The organism is Exiguobacterium sp. s168 (assembly GCF_018619035.1).
Classification (GTDB): Bacteria; Bacillota; Bacilli; order Exiguobacteriales; family Exiguobacteriaceae; genus Exiguobacterium_A; species Exiguobacterium_A acetylicum.
The window spans coordinates 193,444-212,106 of sequence record NZ_JACSNE010000001.1; the positions used below are offsets into that span (position 1 = coordinate 193,444).

The following is an 18,663-nucleotide window of genomic DNA, read 5'->3' on the forward strand; positions in this document are numbered from 1 at the left end:
TTTGCGCAAGAACCTACATAATTAGATTTGAATGAAAAAACGGATAGCAGTGAGAGGAGATTTGTGCATGTCACAAACAAAACAGACGTTTTCGACCGAACTCGGTGGACGTCCATTAACGATTGAAATCGGTCAATTAGCAAAACAAGCGAACGGAGCAGCATTGATTCGTTACGGCGATACAGCCGTTCTTGCTACGGTCGTTGCATCAAAACAACCGAAGGACTTAGATTTCTTCCCATTAACAGTGAACTATGAAGAAAAATTATATGCGGCAGGGAAAATCCCAGGTGGATTCCTTAAACGTGAAGGACGTCCTGGAGAGAGTGCGATCTTGACTTCGCGTCTAATCGACCGTCCAATCCGTCCATTATTCCCGGATGGTTTCCGTCACGACGTACAAGTGGCGACGACGGTTCTTTCGTCAGATGCTGACAATTCACCAGAAGTCGCTGCGATGATCGGGGCTTCGATTGCGCTTTCGATCTCGGATATTCCGTTCGATGGTCCAATCGCAGGCGTGACGATCGGTCGCGTCGACGGAGAATTTGTCGTGAACCCGACTTCAGCGCAAATGGAAGTTAGCGACATCGACCTTCAAGTTGCCGGAACGAAACATGCCGTCAACATGGTTGAAGCAGGTGCGAAGGAAGTATCGGAACAAGCAATGCTTGAAGCGATCTTACTTGGACACGATGTCATCAAGGAAATGATCGCGTTCCAAGAAGAAATCGTCGCACAAGTCGGTAAAGAGAAGTTCGAATATACGGTATCAAGCTTCGATGAGACAATCGTCAATCGCCTGAAAGCAGAAGCATTGGCAGAAGTCACACAAGCGGTTCAAGTCGAAGAAAAACAAGCGCGTGACGTTGCCATCAACGAAGTCATCGCAAAATACATCGAATTGTATGCTGCTGACGAGTCAGTCACAGCAGAACAACTGGCAGAAGTATCAGGCGTGCTCAACAAGTTCGTCAAAGACGAAGTCCGTCGTCTCATCACAGAAGACAAAGTCCGTCCAGATGGTCGTGGTCTTGCTGAGATCCGTCCACTCGATTCAGAAGTCGGTCTCTTGCCACGTGCACACGGTTCAGGTTTGTTCACACGCGGTCAGACACAAGTCTTGTCTGTCGCGACACTCGGTGTTGCAGGGGACGCTCAAATCATCGATGGTCTTGGTCTGAAGGAAGAGAAACGCTTCATGCACCACTACAACTTCCCGCCATTCTCAGTCGGGGAAGCACGTCCGATGCGCGCACCAGGTCGTCGTGAAATTGGTCACGGGGCACTCGGAGAACGCGCACTCTTACCAGTTCTTCCGAATGAAGTTGATTTCCCGTACACGATCCGTCTCGTGTCAGAAGTGCTTGAATCGAACGGTTCTTCATCACAGGCTTCAATCTGTGGTTCGATCCTTGCCATGATGGATGCGGGTGTTCCACTCAAAGCACCTGTCGCTGGTATCGCGATGGGCTTGATCATGGAAGGTGAAAATTACTCGATCTTGACAGATATCCAAGGGATGGAAGATCATCTCGGCGATATGGACTTTAAAGTCGCTGGAACTCACGAAGGTGTAACAGCTCTACAAATGGATATGAAAATTGGCGGAATCACGCGTCAAATCCTAGAAGAAGCACTCGAACAAGCACGTCTTGGTCGTTTGCACATTCTTGAGCACATGCAAACGGTCATCGCTGAACCACGTGTCGAATTGTCACAATACGCACCAAAAATCGTCACACTTAAAATCAATCCAGATAAAATCCGTGATGTCATCGGACCTGGTGGTAAAGTCATCAACGGTATCATCGATGAGACAGGCGTTAAGATCGACATCGATCAAGACGGAACCGTCTTCATCGCTTCGACGGATCAAGCTGGCATTGATCGTGCCCGTCAATTGGTCGAAGATATCGTCCGTGAAGTCGTCGTCGGCGAAGAGTTCGACGGAACAGTCCGTCGTGTTGAGAAATTCGGTGCATTCGTCGAATTGTTCAAAGGAAAAGACGCACTCGTCCACATTTCGGAACTCGCACTTAACCGTGTCGGTCAAACGGAAGATGTCGTCAAACTTGGAGATAAGCTAAAAGTCCGTGTCACAGAAATCGATGACAAGGGACGCGTCAACGCTTCGCACAAAGTCCTGCTCGTCGAAGGCTTAAGCGAAGAAGATCGTGCCGCATACGAAGAAAAGAAAAAGACAGAGCGTGAGAACCGCCCGCCACGCCGGGATCAGGGTTCACGCCCACCACGTGACGGACAACGTCCACCACGTCGTAACTAATGAATCCAAGGTGGCTCGACGGTGCAGAGAATGCAACGAGAGCCACCTTGTTTCCTATATTTGGAGGAATTACTATGATCGAACGGATACAATTAGAAAACGGAGTTCGACTGATCGTTGAACGAATGCCGGAAGCACGCAGCGTCGCGACCGGAATCTTCATTCAAGCAGGAAGCCGGACGGAACAGATCGAGGAGCATGGGATCAGTCATCTCATCGAGCATATGATGTTTAAAGGAACAAAACGCCATACGGCAAAAGAGATTGCGGTTTACTTTGACCGACTTGGTGGAAATATTAATGCGTTCACGAGTAAGGATCAAACGTGTTATTACGTCAAGACATTAGATGAACATGCAGGCGAAGCCTTTCACGTATTGGCTGACATGTTCCTCGAATCGACGTTTGACGCGGATGAACTGGAAAAAGAGAAAAAGGTCGTCATTGAAGAGATTAAAATGTACGATGACACACCGGATGATCTCGTCCATGAGTTATTAGCTGTTGCAGCTTACGGAGAGGATGTCATGGCTCGACCGATTCTTGGAACGGAAGAGAGTGTGCTTCGGATTGATCGTGCGATGATCGGGCGATATCTCGAAGAAGCGTATGCTCCGGATCAAATCGTCATTTCCGTTGCTGGAAACGTCTCAGACGCGTTGATTGCGCAGATTCAAGAGCGGATGTCGATCCTCGAATCACGATCGAAGACACGCGAGACGATAGAGCCAAGGTTACAAAATGGTGTGATTCGTAAGGAAAAGGATACGGAGCAGGCTCATATTTGTTATAATTTCCGTGCGATTCCTTCTGCTGACCCACGTTTGCCTGCCCTCGCCTTACTCAATAATGCATTCGGTGCGACGATGTCGAGTCGCTTGTTCCAATCGATTCGAGAGGAACGCGGTCTTGCTTATTCAGTCTTCTCCTATTACACGACGTTTGACGATCATGGAACGTTCACGATCTATGTCGGCACGTCACCGGAATCGGTTGAAGAGGTCGAACAGGTCCTCGCTGCTGAAATCGATCGCTTAAAGCGAGATGGATTGTCGACGAAGGAACTCGAAGATGGGATTGAACAGCTGAAAGGTTCTTTGATTCTCGGGAACGAAGGCACATCGAGCCATATGAATCGAAACGCCCGAAATGAGTTGCATCTGCATCGCCATCCATCACTTGAAGAAGTGTTAGCGGATGTCGAACGGATTCGTCCATCGGACATCGAAGAGCTGATTGAGCACATCTTTTCGGAGGAACCGGCAAAGGCCTATATTCTTCCGGCAGACGAAGAAGAGGAAGCATGATAGCAGAACGGAATAGATGAAACATATGAAATGACGATGTCGAGAAAGAAGGAATACCGTTGAATTTAGCTGAATTGATTCAAGTCATACAGACGCAAAAAATCGAACGAATGGTAGAGGTGGACGTTACGTCCATCACGACCGATTCACGGGATGTTAAACCGGGAACATTGTTCGTCGCCATCAAAGGATATACTGTTGATGGACACGACTATGCTAAACAGGCGGAAGCACAAGGAGCGGTCGCAATCGTCGCGGAACAACCGGTCGACGTGTCGATTCCTGTCATTCTTGTTCGTAGTACATCACGTGCCATTGCCGAGTTGGCTGGCAAATTCTATGATTATCCTTCTGAAAAGATGCGGATGATTGGTATTACGGGAACGAATGGGAAAACGACGACGACGACGATCGTCCGTGATATATTAGCGCACCTTGGTCGGAAGACGGGTATCATCGGTACGGTTGAAGTCAAGATTGGTGACCGCGTCGTGCCAAGTCGCAATACAACACCACAAAGCTCCGAGTTACAAGCATTTCTGCATCAGATGCATGAAGAAGATGTCCAAGATGTCATCATGGAAGTTTCTTCACATGGATTAGAGCTTGGTCGGGTAACGGGTGTCGATTACGACGTTGCGGGATTCACAAATCTGACGCATGATCACCTTGATTTCCACAAAACATTTGAAAACTATGCGCGTGCCAAAGGATTGTTGTTCGCACAACTCGGTCAACGGCTGTCGACAGAGAAAGTTGCGATCTTGAATGCGGATGATCCGACGAGTGAGCTGTATGAGATGATGACAGGTGCTCGTGTCATGACATACGGCATTGACAACGCAGCTGACCTCCGAGCAACGGCGATTGAACAGTCGCTTCAACAAACGACGTTCACGATGCTGTACAAGGAAAAACAAGTCGATGTCACGGCGAATTTCATCGGTCGCTTCAACGTCTACAATCTGTTGCTTGCGACAGGGATCCTCTTATCTTGCGGATATGAGCTAGCGACGATCGCAGGCGCGATTTCAGCAATCCGTCCGGCAAAAGGTCGGATGCAACGCTTGCCGATTGAAGGATATAACGTCTATGTCGACTATGCGCATACGCCTGACGGTATCGAACAGTGTCTGAAAGCACTCGTTGACGTACCGAAGGAAAAGATCGTCTTCCTAATCGGGACAGGTGGAAACCGCGATGTTACGAAACGACCGAAGATGGGTGAACTCGCTTCGACGTACGCAGGAACCGTCGTCATCACGACGGATGATCCACGATATGAAGCGTATGATTCAATCACATCCGGCATCGCCAAAGGGATGACACACGATCAGTTCGTTGAAATCGGTGATCGGGAAGAGGCCGTACGTTACGCAGCACGTCTCGCACGACCAGATAATATCGTCATCTTAGCCGGTAAGGGCCATGAAAAATATCAAATCATTGGGGATGAGAAATTCCCGCTCGATGAGGAAATCATCGTCAAAGAGATGATACGGCAAATGGAGGAACAGAAGTGACTTATCAACCAATCGTTGTAACCATAGATCAATTTGAAACATTCGTAAAAACACATCCCAAAGGCGACTTACTCCAGCTTCCAGCATGGGGAGAAGTCAAAAGCGCGACAGGATGGACACATGAACGTATCGCGGTCGGAACGGCTTCCGGTGAGATTGCCGGAGTTGGTCTTCTTTTGTTCAAGAAAGTACCGAAGCTACCGTTCACGCTTTGTTATGCACCGCGCGGTTTCGTCGTCGATTATACAGATACGGACGCACTTCGCGCCCTTCGTGACGAAGCGATTCGTGTCGCAAAACAACAGAAGGCAATTGCGATTAAATTTGATCCAAACGTCGAGCGGGAAGAATATCCTGGTCTGTTGCAGGAGATGCAAGGACTTGGCTTCAAACATAACGGATTTGGTGGCGGTTTTGACTACGCGCAACCACGCTTTACGATGGAGACGAGTCTTGAAGGAACAGAAAAAGAGATCTTTGACGGTTTCCATTCGAAGTTCCGCTATAACGTCCGCCTTGCTGAACGCAAAGGGATCGTATGCGAACAAGCGGATCGTGAAGGGCTTAAGACATTTGCGAAGCTAATGGTCGAGACGGGCGAACGGGATGGGTTCTCGATCCGCGGTCTGGATTATTTCGAGAATCTGTATGATCATCTCCATCCAAAGGGTGATGCGGTCTTGTTTTTGACGAAACTCGATGTCGTACGTGCTCTTGAGAATACGGAAGCCTTATTACTTCAAGCCGATAAGGAACTCTCGAAGATTCATCGTCAGCTTGAGAAAGAGACGGTCGAGAAGAAGTTGAAAAGCTTAAACAATCGCTTGGAGCAGACGACAGCACAAATCGAAAAAGCAGAGAAGTCGAAAACGGAACTGATGACGATTGCTGCCAAACATCCAAACGGTGTCATCCTGTCTGGTGGTCTTTTGACGCTTGCTGGTCGCCGCTCGTATTACTTATATGGCGCTTCATCAAACGAGTACCGGGAATTCATGCCGAACCACTTGATGCAATGGACGATGATGCAATATGCGAAAGAACATGGTGCGCTCTCATATGACTTCGGTGGAGTCAGTGGTTCGACCGATCCGGATGATCATTACGCGGGACTCTATGCCTTTAAATCTGGGTGGGGTAGCCGGATGATTGAAAAAATCGGTGAGTTTGATTATGTACTCAATCGTCCGCTCTATCTGTTGCTTGAGACTGGTTTACCGATTCTACAAAAACTTCGGAAGAAGCTTCGCCGCTGATGAAACGGGGAACAATCTTCGGTTGGATCGTATTTTTATTGACGATGTTTGCGATTGGATTGTTTCTTGCGGCATCCATGAACCGGATGCCGACGATTTTAATGGATCAACCGGAGCTCGGGATTGATAGTTGTCCACGAGACGTAGCGGGAGAAAATCGCTTAATCAATGCAAGTGAGCCAAACCTGAAGCGTCTCCACCCAGCTGTCGAGGCAGGGGCAAAGGACCTGATCCGTGTGGCGCATTCTTGCTACAATATCGATATCAAGATTACGCAAGGATACCGCTCGATTCAGCAACAGAATGCGCTATATGAACAAGGACGTTCTAAGGCAGGTGAAGTCGTCACGAATGCTCGTGGTGGTGAATCGATGCACAATTATGGACTCGCTGTCGATTTCGTTCAGCTCGTAAATGGACAGATTTCGTATGATCTTGAGTATGATGGGAATCGGTCTGGAAAAAGTGATTGGCGTGAAGTCGCTGATATCGGAAAAGCACTCGGTTTCGAATGGGGAGGGGATTGGAAACGATTCGTCGACTATCCTCATTTTGAGATGACGTTCGGGTATTCGCTCGACGAACTGAAGGCTGGTGAACGTCCAAGCCGTTCGGAAAAAGCAAAACGAACGGAAGAAGTCGAAGACTTGTTGAATACGTGATCAACGTCATTCCTGGAGTAATGTGGCAGGAATGACGTTTTTTTTAGATTTCCTAGTCCGATTGTTGGCAGATTGTGAAAATTCGGCTAGAATAGTGATAGTGATAAGTGGACGGCTCACGAAAAGTGAATATGAATTATAGGAGGTCATGTCGTGTCAAAGAAGAAGACGGAAAAAGTAAGCGTCTTTGCTCTTGGTGGCGCCGGTGAGATCGGGAAGAACATGTACGTCGTCGAACTCGACGAGGACATCTTCGTCATCGATGCCGGGTTAATGTTCCCAGGAGACGAGATGCTTGGAATTGATAAAGTAATTCCAGACATCAGTTATTTAAAAGAAAACAAAGAGCGGATTCAGGGGATTTTCATTACCCATGGTCACGAGGACCATATCGGGGCACTCAGTTACGTCTTGCGTGACTTGAAGGTACCGGTTTACGGAACACGTTTGACGCTCGGTTTGATTGAACACAAGTTAAAAGAAGCCGGTTTATTGAAAAAGGCAGATCTTCGTCCAATTGATGCCAAGACGAAATTAACCGTTGCAGGTCATTTCATTACGTTCTTCCGGGTCAACCATTCGATTCCGGATGCAGTCGGGGTTTGTATTCAAACGTCTCAAGGTGCCATCGTCCATACGGGGGATTTCAAGTTCGATTACACACCGGTCGATGGAAAACAGGCAGACTTCGGGAAAATTGCAGCAATTGGTCAACGGGGAGTACTTTGTTTACTGTCTGACTCAACGAATGCAGAGCGACCAGGGATGTCTGGATCAGAATCAATCGTCGGTTCTGAACTGAACGACGTCATCTATGAGGCACCAGGTCGTGTCATCGTTGCTTCATTCGCTTCAAACATCCATCGTCTACAACAAGTATTTGCAGCAGCAGAAGCGAACAATCGAAAAGTAGCGGTCGTTGGTCGTAGCATGGTCAATAACGTCGAAGTGGCACAGCGTTTGAATTACTTACGCTTCAAACAGAAAACATTGATTGATCTATCTGACATCAACCGCCTCGACGATAACCAAGTCGTCATCTTGACGACAGGATCGCAAGGTGAGCCGATGGCAGCCTTGACACGAATGGCGCGTAATGCACATAAGCAAGTCAATATTCGCTTGAACGATACGGTTGTCGTTGCGGCTTCGCCGATTCCGGGTAACGAAAAATCGGTTTCGAAAACGATCGATCTCTTGTTCCGTGCTGGTGCGAATGTCATTTACAACCAACGGAAAGTACACGTGTCCGGTCACGGTCATGCGGAAGATCTGAAGCTGATGCTCAACTTGATCAAACCGAAATTCTTCCTACCGATTCACGGAGAATTCCGGATGCAAAAGGCACACAGTCGTCTCGCACAGACGGTTGGCGTCAATGCGAACAACATCTTCATCATCGAGAATGGAGATGTCGTTGAGTTCGAGAAGCGTAAAGCACGGATGTCACGCAAAGTGAACGCTGGGAACGTCTTGATCGACGGAATCGGTGTGGGTGATGTTGGAAACATCGTTCTTCGTGATCGTCGCTTGTTATCGCAAGACGGTGTCGTCCTTTGTGTCATTACGATCAGTCGGAAAAACAAGACGATCGTCTCAGGACCGGAAATCATCTCTCGCGGATTCGTCTACATGCGTGAATCAGAAGATATGATTAACGAAGCGAACCGAATCGTTGCGAAACAACTACAAGGTAAATTAAATGGAGAATTGGATTGGACGGAGATGAAGTCGTTGATTCGAGATAAACTGAGTGCTTATCTCTATGAACAGACGAAACGCCGCCCGATGATTCTTCCGATCATCATGGAGATTTAACAAACGAGCGGCTCAGATTGACCAATACCTGGTCCACTGAGCCGCTTTTTTATCAGGAGGGATGACGTATGGCGACGACGAAACGAAAACCCGTACGAAAAAAAACGCCGCCACGGAAACGACCGGCAGCGAAGAAACAACGTCAGCCGATTGCGTATCGTACATACGCGACCATCATCGCGATCGTCTCACTGCTTGCCTTTGTTCTCGCTTTCGGAGAGTTTGGTAAAGTCGGACTGACGCTAGCTGATGGAGGAGAGCACTTAATCGGTCAGTTCGGTTCCTTATTATACGGAGGAATTGGTGCCGTACTGCTCTTATTACTATCGAATGCGTCACGTGCTCAGAAATGGGCATGGTCGATGCTATTGATCGGCGCAGTCGTCTGGATCGATTTAATACTCGGTGCACCTCGCGGTATCTTAAACGGATGGCTCTATCAAAACGCAGCATATTATATTTCGAGCGCGGGTGCCTTCTTGATTGGTCTGTTCTTTATCGGAACAGCCGTTCATATCCTACGCCCCTCATTTTATGGTGAGCTGTGGCTTGGGCTTCGAGAACGTATCGAAGAATTTCGCAATCGTGAACGGACATCACGTCCTCGTGTCGAAAAAGAGTTGAAAGCGAAACCGGTTCGTGAGAAAAAACCGAAGACGTTGCGACCAGCAACTGTCGAGGAACCGATCGAAACGGAACAAGAAGCAGAAGATCCTTCCGTCAACATTCTAGACGTTCCGATCATCGGTTTCACGGATCACGTTGAACCGCAAGCAGCGGAGACACAAGGACCGTTGACGATGACAGAGACACCCGACGGTTATCAATTGCCGTCGCTTGATTTGTTAGCAGAACCAACATCAAAAGACTTGTCCGGTGAGAACAAACGATTGAAGGACAATGCGACGAAATTGATTGCGACCTTAAAGTCGTTCGGGATCGGAGCAAAAGTTTTAAAGATTCATCTCGGACCTAGTGTCACGAAGTACGAGATTGAACCAAAACAAGGAATCAAGCTTAGTCGAATCACGGGACTCGCCGATGACTTAGCGCTAGCGTTAGCCGCAAAAGATATCCGGATCGAAGCACCGATTCCGGGTAAAGCGGCTGTTGGAATCGAGGTGCCGAACCGTGAAGTCGCCATGGTATCACTTCGAGAAGTACTAGGAGCGGAGAGCGTCCAATCTGATAGCGATCGTTTGCTCGTCGCACTCGGACGAAGCATTTCTGGTGAGACGGTGACAGCGAAGTTGAATAAGATGCCACACGTCTTAGTTGCCGGTTCGACGGGTTCCGGTAAATCGGTCTGTATTAATGGGATGATTGTCTCGATATTGATGCGGGCACGACCGGATGAAGTCCGCTTGATGATGATTGACCCGAAAATGGTCGAATTGAATGTCTACAACGGCATTCCGCACCTCTTAGCGCCCGTCGTCACCGATCCTAAAAAAGCGGCACAGGCATTAAAACAGGTCGTCTCGGAAATGGAACGCCGTTATGAGATCTTCAGTCAAAACGGAGCGCGCAACATCGAAGGCTACAATGCACTGATTGATAAGATGAACGCAGAGGAGAAAGTGCATCAACGATTACCGTACATCGTCGTCATCGTCGATGAGTTAGCTGACTTGATGATGGTCGCGTCAAACGAAGTCGAAGATGCGATCATGCGACTTGCACAAATGGCGCGAGCAGCAGGAATTCATATGGTCATTGCGACGCAGCGTCCGAGTGTTGACATCATCACCGGTGTCATCAAGGCGAATATCCCGTCGCGGATCGCATTCAGTGTATCGAGTGCGACTGACTCGCGGACGATTCTTGATACGGGAGGCGCTGATAAATTGCTCGGACGAGGAGATATGTTGTTACTTGGTAACGGCATGAACAAACCGGTCCGCGTACAAGGAGCCTTTTTATCGGACGAAGAAGTCGAGAAGGTCGTCAATCATGTCATCAGTCAGCAAAAGGCACAGTATGTTGAAGCGATGATTCCAAAAGATGTACCAGAGGGCGAAACAGAGGTCGACGATCCACTTTACGATGAGGTCGTCCAGTTCATTCTGACACAAGAGACAGCATCAACGTCGATGATTCAACGAAAGTACCGCATCGGTTACAACCGAGCTGCCCGTCTTATTGATGCGTTAGAAGAAAACGGTCTAATTGGTCCATCTGAAGGATCTAAACCACGTCGCGTCATGGGACGTTAATCGAGTAGAAAGGAAGTCGTGGAATATTCCGGGGCTTCCTTTTCTTTTCTAGAAAAATGTATAGAGAAGACCCGGTATCTCAAAAAAAGAAAAGACATATGAAAAAAAGACATGATGATTTTGTATAAATAGAAATGACTGGAAAAATTCATAAATGCATCAAAAATAAAATCGCTTTCATGAAAATAGTTGTCAGACGTCTGTTGATTTTCAGTAGTGTTTTTGGCATACTCAGTCATATGAGTGACCGACCTTCAACACGAGGGCTGGGAGCGGCTTTTTCACAAATAGATAATGAAAGCGCTCTCATAATTGCAGAGGAGATGGATGAAATGAAGAAGAAACAGGTAATCGTATCGATGATGTCAGTAGCGACGGTTGGTCTTGTTGCTTGTGGTGGTTCAGGTGAGAAAGCCGATCAAAAAGATCAATTCTCTGTTGCGATGGTAGCCGATAAGGGTGGTATCGATGATAAATCGTTCAACCAATCCGCTTGGGAAGGTCTGCAAGCGTACGGTAAAGACAACAAACTTCAAAAGAATGAAGGGTTCTCTTATCTACAATCTAAATCGCAACAAGATTATCAACCGAATCTATCGCGTCTTGCTCGTGGGGGAGAAGATTTAGTTTTCGGAATCGGGAACACGTTCAATGAGGATATCAAAACAGTTGCTGATCAATTCAAAGACACACAATTCGCAATCATCGATAACGTCGTTGAAGGAAAGAACGTCACGTCGATCACATTCAAGGAAAATGAAGGAGCATATCTTGCAGGGATCGTTGCTGCAATGGAGACGAAAAAAGATCATATCGGTTTCGTTGGTGGGATGAAGATGGACGTCATCGAGCGTTTCCGCGCTGGTTTCGAAGCCGGAGCTAAATCCGTCAATCCGAAGATTAAAATCGATGTCCAATATGCGGAAGACTTCGCAGCTCCAGAAAAAGGTCAAGCGATCGCAGCTGGAATGTATGGTAAAGGAGCAGATATCATCTTCCCAGCAGCAGGTGGTACAGGAAATGGTGTCTTCACAGAGGCGAAGAACCGTAAGAAAAACGGTGAAAATGTCTCAGTCATCGGTGTCGACCGAGACCAAAAAGAAGAGGGTATGCCGGAAGATGTTACGATGACTTCTGTTATCAAACGTGTCGACCGTGCAGTCGAAGATACAGCAAACGCAGCGAAGGACGGTAAACTCGAGGGTGGCAAAACGATTCGTTATGGTCTGAAAGAAGACGGCGTTGATATCGTACCATCTGAAAAGATTTCGAAGAAGACGTTGACTGCGCTTGAGAAAGCAAAAGCAGATGTCGTTTCTGGGAAAATCGAAGTACCTGAGCAATAAGCGTTGAAAAAAGAAGGGGCATTCTTAGGTAGAATGCCCTATTTTCTTCCATTATTGATTGCGTTATGAAAAGGGTTACAAAAGCGCCAGAAGTCAGACTTCTAACCTGTTACAAAATGATTGCAGGATTGTGTTGGGCGTCATATACTTATCTTGGCTGGAGTTCTCATACGTCAGAAGTCTGAGCACTGGTAACAACTAGATAGAGGATGGAGATGCGTCATGTCGATTAAATTAGATCATCGTTTGCTTTATTTACGTGTGATTGAAAAGATCAAGTCTGACATCGATGACGGCGTTTATAAGGAAGGCGAGAAGCTCCCTTCAGAGTTTGAACTTTCAAAGCAACTTGGCGTCAGTCGAGCTACTCTTCGAGAGGCATTACGAATTCTTGAAGATGAGAACATCGTCATCCGTAAACACGGTGTCGGTACGTTTATCAATGCAAGACCACCGTTTACTTCTGGAATCGAAGAATTGTACAGCGTAACAGAAATGATTGCGCGCGCAGGTATGGTTCCGACATCAGAAGTGTTATCATCCGAGATGGTCCAACCGACTGAGCGCGACCGAGAACGTTTTCAACTTGGTCCGGATGAATTGGTTTATCGAATCGAACGAATCCGACTCGCAGGAGATGTTCCTGTCGTCTATTGCGTCGATAAGATTCCTAGCCATTATATTAAAAATGAAGAGCAGTTCACCTCTTCGACATCATTGTTTGATGCTCTAGAAAAAGAACTCGGACGACGTGTCACACATGCTGTGACGCACATCGAGCCACGCATTGATCCGAAAATCGCTGAACAATTACATACGGACCAACCTTTGCTCGCATTGCGTCAAACGCATTATGATGAGCTCGACCGTTCCGTTCTTTTTTCAGCGAACTATTTCCGAGCAGATAAGTTTGATTTCCACGTCATCCGTAAACGTGTGTGAGCCATTGTTTTAGGATGAATACTGAAAGCGCTTTCCGTCAAAACCTACGTAACGCTCCTCATCGCCAGCCTCGGGTGCTAGACGTAGTCTTGAACTTTGTATGACCATATTCGAAAGGGGATTTTTCCAGATGAAAAAGAAGTCACTTCTCGCATTAGCAGCAACAGGTTTAGCAATGAGTTCGGTCCTTGCAGCATGTGGTGGCAACGACGATTCGAAAGATTCAGGTAGCGGTAGCAAATCAGAAGGCTTTAAAGTAGGTATGGTTACTGATACAGGCGGTGTTGATGATAAATCATTCAACCAATCTGCTTGGGAAGGTATCCAAAAGTTCGGAAAAGAAAACGACTTAAAAGAAGGTACTGGCTACAAATATCTTCAATCTGCAAAACAATCGGATTATCAACCAAACCTTCAGCAATTAGCTCGTGCTAAATATGACTTGATCCTCGGTATCGGATTCTTGATGGGTGAAGATATCGGTAAAGTAGCGGATCAGTTCAAAAAGAGCAACTTTGCACTCGTCGATATGGTCGTTGACAAGCCTAACGTCGCGTCAATCGTCTTCAAAGAAAACGAAGGATCGTTCCTCGTTGGTGTTGTTGCTGGTTTGACGACGAAATCAGATAAAGTCGGATTCGTCGGCGGCGTTAACTCTGACTTGATCAAGAAGTTCGAAAGTGGATTCAAAGCAGGTGTTAAAGCAGTTAACCCAGACGCTGACATCGAAGTTCAATATGCAGAAGACTTCAACGCTGCTGAAAAAGGACAAGCAATCGCTTCAGGTATGTATGGTAAAAAAGTCGACGTCATCTATCACGCAGCTGGTGGTACAGGACAAGGGGTATTCACAGAAGCGAAAAACCGTAAGAAAAACGGTGAAGATGTTTGGGTCATCGGTGTAGACCGTGACCAAGTCGAGGAAGGTATGCCAGAGAACGTCACATTGACGTCAATGGTCAAACGTGTTGATACAGCTGTTGAACAGGTCGCAAAAGATACGAAAGACGGCAACTTCCCAGCAGGTAAAGTCGTTGAGTTCGGTCTAAAAGACGGCGGTGTTGATATCGCACCTTCGAAAGACAACGTTTCGAAAGAAGCGCTCGATAAAGTCGAAGAGTACAAAAAACAAATCATCGATGGCGACGTTAAAGTCCCAGCGACAGACGACGAGTACAAAGAATACGAAGCGTCACTGAAATAATAATGAAAGCGGGGGTCGCTAGCATTGCGGCTCCCCCTTTTAAACTAAACATGGGAGTGGATTTTCTTGGAATACGTCATTGAGATGCTGAACATTAGAAAAGAGTTTGGCAGTTTCGTCGCAAATGATAATATCACGCTCCAGCTTCGGAAAGGTGAGATTCACGCTTTACTTGGTGAAAACGGTGCCGGAAAATCGACGCTGATGAACGTCTTATTTGGTTTGTATCAGCCTGAGGCTGGAGAAATTCGTGTACGTGGTGAAAAAGTCAATATTACGAGTCCGAACGTCGCGAACGATCTTGGAATCGGGATGGTGCACCAACACTTCATGCTCGTTCAAAATTTCACTGTTACTGAAAACATCATTTTAGGTGCAGAGCCACGTGCCGGAATTAAGATTGACCGTGAAACTGCACGTGAGAAGGTACGCCAGATTTCTGAACAGTATGGTCTTGCTGTTGATCCTGATGCAAAAATCGAGGATATCTCAGTCGGAATGCAGCAACGTGTTGAAATCTTGAAGACGTTGTACCGTGGTGCAGACATTTTGATCTTTGATGAACCATCTGCTGTCTTGACACCGCAAGAGATCAAGGAACTGATTCAGATCATGAATCGCTTGATCGCTGAAGGAAAGTCAATCATCCTCATCACGCATAAACTAAAAGAAATCATGGAAGTAGCTGATCGCTGTACGACGATTCGCCGTGGTAAATATATCGGTACAGTCGATATCGATGAGACGATGACACAGTCACGTCTTGCTGAAATGATGGTAGGTCGTGAAGTCAACTTTAATGCGGAGTATTCCAAGGCAACTCCACAAGAACTCGTTCTCGACATCAAGGATCTAGTCGTCAAGGACAGTCGCGGCATCAAAGCCGTCGATGGATTAAATCTCGACATTCGTGCCGGAGAGATCGTCGGAATTGCCGGAATCGACGGGAACGGGCAAACGGAATTGATTGAAGCCATCACTGGTCTCCGTAAAGCGGATAGTGGAGAAATCTTCCTCAACAATAAATCGATCAAAAACTTGAAGCCACGTAAAGTGACGGAATCAGGTGTCGGTCACATTCCGCAAGACCGTCATAAACATGGACTTGTCCTCGATTATTCAATCGGACATAACATGGTCTTACAAACGTATTACAAACAACCGTATTCAAAAGCAGGCATCATGAACTATAAACAAGTCATGGAAAAAGCAAAAACGCTCATCGAGAAGTTCGACGTCCGAACTCCAAGTCCAGAGACGTTTGCTCGTGCCTTGTCAGGTGGTAACCAGCAAAAAGCGATCATTGCGCGTGAAGTCGATCGTTCACCAGACCTATTGATTGCAGCACAGCCGACACGTGGTCTTGATGTCGGAGCAATCGAGTTCATTCATGAACAGTTGGTTCTTGAACGCGAAAAAGGTCGCGCTGTCTTGTTGATTTCATTCGAACTCGAAGAAATTCTTCAAGTATCAGATCGGATTGCCGTTCTTTATGAAGGAAAAACAGTTGCCTTCTTGGATCCAAAAGAAACGAATGAGATCGAGCTTGGCTTCTTGATGGCCGGCGGTAAGAAAGAGGAGGTAGGTCATTCATGAAGTTAGAGCGTTTTTACGGCATCCTCATTCCGATTCTTTCCATCATCCTTGGAATGGTCGTCGGGGCGATCGTCATGGTCATCGGCGGGTACGATCCGATTGCCGGTTTTGATCAGTTATTCTATGGTATTTTTGGCGAACCATACAGCATCGGTGAAACATTGCGAGCAGCAGCTCCGTTGATCTTTGCCGGTCTTGCTGTCGCGTTTGCTTTCCGAACTGGACTCTTTAACATCGGGGTCGAAGGGCAAGTTCTCGTCGGGTGGATGGTCGCAGTTTGGATCGGGATTGAGTTTGATCTACCGATGGCGATTCATTTACCGCTTGCTCTAATTGGAGCAGGTTTAGCAGGTGCACTTTGGGCATCGATTCCTGGTATCTTAAAAGCGAAGTTTCATGTGCATGAAGTCATCACGTCAATCATGATGAACTATATCGCATTGTATGTGACGAATGATATTTTACGTCATGTCATCGGTATTACGAACGAGCGGACGGAGTCAGTCAAGGAATCAGCATCCCTTGCTTCACCGTTCTTACAAGAGATGACGGATTTTTCACGATTGCATAACGGGATTTTCATCGCAGTCATCGCTGCCCTCGTCTTCTGGTTTATTTTGTGGAAAACAACGCTTGGTTATGAACTCCGAGCAGTTGGATTCAATAAAAATGCTGCAGAGTATGCAGGGATGGGCGTTAACCGAAACATCATCTTATCGTTCGTCATCTCGGGTGTGTTCGCAGGTCTCGCTGGAGCGATGGAAGGTCTTGGGACGTTCCAAAACATGACATTGAACGCGTCCTTCACAGGTGTTGGATTCGACGGAATCGCGGTTGCCTTGTTAGGTGCGAATAACCCGATCGGTGTCGTTCTCGCAGCGTTACTGTTTGCAGGACTCAATATCGGTGGTCTGTCGATGCAACAGATTGGTATTCCACCGGAACTGATCAAAATCATCATCGCATTCATCATCATCTTCGTGGCTTCGGGTTACGCGATTCGTCTCGTCATCGAGAAGTTCACGGTTAAGAAAGAATCTAAAAAAGCGAAAGGAGCCGGTCAATAATGGGCTTTCTTGAAGTACTTTATATCATCGTGCCAATCGCACTCGCCTATTCGGCTCCGTTAATCATTGCAGCACTTGGCGGCATTTTCAGTGAGCGTTCTGGCGTCGTCAACATCGCGTTAGAAGGATTAATGGTCATGGGTGCCTTCACAGGTGTCGTCACGGCATTGACTTTATCGAAAATGGGCTTAGGTGCTGCGAGTCCTTGGCTTGCGATGCTCATCGCGATCGTCGTCGGAGCGGTCTTCTCACTGTTCCTTGCGATTCCAGCAATCCTATTCCGAGCAGACCAAACGGTTCTTGGAGTAGCGATCAACTTGCTTGCGGTTGGTCTTGCGATCTTCCTTGTCCGTGCACTTTACAGTAAAGGACAGACAGATTCGATTCCAAACCGGATTTCGAAAGAAAATGTACCATTCTTGTCTGATATTCCAGTCTTGAAGATGTTCTTCGCGAACGTCTACTACACATCGTATATCGCGATCGTTCTCGCGTTCGTCGCATGGTACATCATCTTCAAGACACCATTTGGTCTTCGTTTACGTTCTGTCGGGGAACACCCGATGGCAGCGGACACAATGGGAATCAACGTCACGAAGATGCGTTTCATCGGCGTTATGATCTCTGGTGGTTTCGGCGGTCTTGCTGGTGCTGTCTACGCGACGTCGATTTCATTGAACTTCAGTGTGACGACGATTCTCGGTCAAGGCTTCCTCGCGATTGCGGCGATGATCTTCGGAAAATGGAACCCACTCGGTGCCATGGGGGCAGCCCTCTTCTTCGGGTTCGCTCAAGCGATTTCGATCATCGGTCAGCAATTGCCGTTACTCGATCAAATTCCACAAGTGTATCTGTTGATTGCGCCGTATTTATTGACGATCTTAGCACTTGCTGGTGTCGTTGGTCGTGCGGATGCACCAAAAGCTGTCGGTGTACCGTATATCAAAGGTAAACGCTAAATTTTTACTAATCATAGACCGGATGTTGCCAATTGGTGACATCCGTTTTTTTTAGATGATCGATAGATTGAATGAGAAAAAGTCCAATAAAAAAGATGCTTCGCGAGGAAACATCTTTTTTTATTCACTTATTCGAATTTTAACGCATCGCCTTCGAACGATTCATCTGCTACTTTGATTGAATCCGTCGGGCAACCTTCGAATGCATCAATCATATCGTCGAATAATGCTTCTGGAATTTCGGCAGTACCATTGTTATCATCAAGAATGACATACGCCAAACCCTCATCATCATAATCATAGATATCTGGTGCCGCTGCTCCACAAGCACCACAAGCGATGCAAGTATCTTTGTCGACAATCGTAAATTTAGCCATTGAACGGTCTCCTCTCTATACGAAAACATTATTGAAACACGCTGTTCTCATCTATATGTCATTGTATCGGACTCATCGTTGCATTTCAATGACGAAGCACAAG

The 18,663-nt window shown here is 46.9% G+C and carries 14 protein-coding genes; 13 read left to right on the forward strand and 1 reads right to left on the reverse strand.

Going from position 1 to position 18,663, the window contains the following annotated elements; translation table 11 throughout:
* The first annotated feature begins 67 nt into the window (after positions 1–67).
* From pnp to KNQ15_RS01075, 13 genes are all read left to right on the forward strand, one after another.
* Positions 68–2,287, forward strand: coding sequence for a polyribonucleotide nucleotidyltransferase (gene pnp / locus KNQ15_RS01015; RefSeq protein ID WP_214727219.1), 2,220 nt, complete (start codon positions 68–70; stop codon positions 2,285–2,287).
* Between the two features lie 74 nt (positions 2,288–2,361).
* The gene (locus KNQ15_RS01020) at positions 2,362–3,594 is read left to right on the forward strand and encodes a M16 family metallopeptidase (protein ID WP_214727227.1); all 1,233 of its coding nucleotides are present in this window, start codon (positions 2,362–2,364) and stop codon (positions 3,592–3,594) included.
* A 59-nt stretch (positions 3,595–3,653) separates the two neighbouring features.
* A complete protein-coding gene (locus tag KNQ15_RS01025; protein WP_029342036.1) occupies positions 3,654–5,117 on the forward strand; it encodes a UDP-N-acetylmuramoyl-L-alanyl-D-glutamate--2,6-diaminopimelate ligase in 1,464 nt (487 codons plus the stop codon).
* On the forward strand, positions 5,114–6,373 hold the full coding sequence (locus tag KNQ15_RS01030; protein ID WP_214727229.1) for a lipid II:glycine glycyltransferase FemX: 1,260 nt from the start codon (positions 5,114–5,116) through the stop codon (positions 6,371–6,373). The genes KNQ15_RS01025 and KNQ15_RS01030 overlap by 4 nt, the downstream gene beginning before the upstream one ends.
* Positions 6,373–7,035, forward strand: a complete 663-nt coding sequence (locus KNQ15_RS01035) for a M15 family metallopeptidase (protein ID WP_251137553.1) — start codon at positions 6,373–6,375, stop codon at positions 7,033–7,035. The genes KNQ15_RS01030 and KNQ15_RS01035 overlap by 1 nt, the downstream gene beginning before the upstream one ends.
* 153 nt (positions 7,036–7,188) lie before the next feature.
* Positions 7,189–8,853 carry a ribonuclease J gene (locus KNQ15_RS01040; RefSeq protein ID WP_023468670.1) on the forward strand — a complete coding sequence of 555 codons (1,665 nt, stop codon included), beginning with the start codon at positions 7,189–7,191 and terminating at the stop codon, positions 8,851–8,853.
* 68 nt (positions 8,854–8,921) lie between these two features.
* Positions 8,922–11,069 (forward strand): FtsK/SpoIIIE family DNA translocase, encoded by a 2,148-nt coding sequence (locus tag KNQ15_RS01045; RefSeq protein WP_214727231.1) that lies wholly within the window; start codon positions 8,922–8,924, stop codon positions 11,067–11,069.
* 332 nt (positions 11,070–11,401) lie between these two features.
* A complete protein-coding gene (locus KNQ15_RS01050) occupies positions 11,402–12,415 on the forward strand; it encodes a BMP family lipoprotein (RefSeq protein WP_214727233.1) in 1,014 nt (337 codons plus the stop codon).
* Positions 12,416–12,637: 222 nt separating this feature from the next.
* On the forward strand, positions 12,638–13,357 hold the full coding sequence (locus KNQ15_RS01055) for a GntR family transcriptional regulator (RefSeq protein WP_058704877.1): 720 nt from the start codon (positions 12,638–12,640) through the stop codon (positions 13,355–13,357).
* 130 nt (positions 13,358–13,487) lie between these two features.
* A complete protein-coding gene (locus tag KNQ15_RS01060) occupies positions 13,488–14,561 on the forward strand; it encodes a BMP family lipoprotein (protein ID WP_214727235.1) in 1,074 nt (357 codons plus the stop codon).
* A gap of 66 nt (positions 14,562–14,627) precedes the next feature.
* Complete coding sequence (locus KNQ15_RS01065) at positions 14,628–16,157, forward strand: ABC transporter ATP-binding protein (RefSeq protein WP_058704879.1); 1,530 nt, start codon at positions 14,628–14,630, stop codon at positions 16,155–16,157.
* Positions 16,154–17,224, forward strand: a complete 1,071-nt coding sequence (locus KNQ15_RS01070; RefSeq protein WP_029342028.1) for an ABC transporter permease — start codon at positions 16,154–16,156, stop codon at positions 17,222–17,224. The genes KNQ15_RS01065 and KNQ15_RS01070 overlap by 4 nt, the downstream gene beginning before the upstream one ends.
* Positions 17,224–18,183, forward strand: a complete 960-nt coding sequence (locus KNQ15_RS01075; RefSeq protein ID WP_023468662.1) for an ABC transporter permease — start codon at positions 17,224–17,226, stop codon at positions 18,181–18,183. Before KNQ15_RS01070 ends, KNQ15_RS01075 begins: the two co-directional genes overlap by 1 nt.
* A 128-nt stretch (positions 18,184–18,311) precedes the next feature.
* Here the strand turns inward: KNQ15_RS01075 and KNQ15_RS01080 are convergent, their stop codons facing one another.
* Positions 18,312–18,560: a ferredoxin gene (locus KNQ15_RS01080; RefSeq protein ID WP_029342027.1), complete on the reverse strand. Its 249-nt coding sequence runs from the start codon at positions 18,558–18,560 to the stop codon at positions 18,312–18,314.
* Between the last annotated feature and the right edge of the window lie 103 nt (positions 18,561–18,663).

Bases quoted from the DNA above. Each gene is read 5' to 3' on its own strand.
- pnp (WP_214727219.1), top strand. From the start codon at position 68: ATGTCACAAACAAAACAGACGTTTTCGACCGAACTCGGTGGACGTCCA.
- KNQ15_RS01020 (WP_214727227.1), top strand. From the start codon at position 2,362: ATGATCGAACGGATACAATTAGAAAACGGAGTTCGACTGATCGTTGAA.
- KNQ15_RS01035 (WP_251137553.1), top strand. From the start codon at position 6,373: ATGAAACGGGGAACAATCTTCGGTTGGATCGTATTTTTATTGACGATG.
- KNQ15_RS01045 (WP_214727231.1), top strand. From the start codon at position 8,922: ATGGCGACGACGAAACGAAAACCCGTACGAAAAAAAACGCCGCCACGG.
- KNQ15_RS01050 (WP_214727233.1), top strand. From the start codon at position 11,402: ATGAAGAAGAAACAGGTAATCGTATCGATGATGTCAGTAGCGACGGTT.
- KNQ15_RS01055 (WP_058704877.1), top strand. From the start codon at position 12,638: ATGTCGATTAAATTAGATCATCGTTTGCTTTATTTACGTGTGATTGAA.
- KNQ15_RS01060 (WP_214727235.1), top strand. From the start codon at position 13,488: ATGAAAAAGAAGTCACTTCTCGCATTAGCAGCAACAGGTTTAGCAATG.
- KNQ15_RS01070 (WP_029342028.1), top strand. From the start codon at position 16,154: ATGAAGTTAGAGCGTTTTTACGGCATCCTCATTCCGATTCTTTCCATC.
- KNQ15_RS01075 (WP_023468662.1), top strand. From the start codon at position 17,224: ATGGGCTTTCTTGAAGTACTTTATATCATCGTGCCAATCGCACTCGCC.
- KNQ15_RS01080 (WP_029342027.1), bottom strand. From the start codon at position 18,560: ATGGCTAAATTTACGATTGTCGACAAAGATACTTGCATCGCTTGTGGT.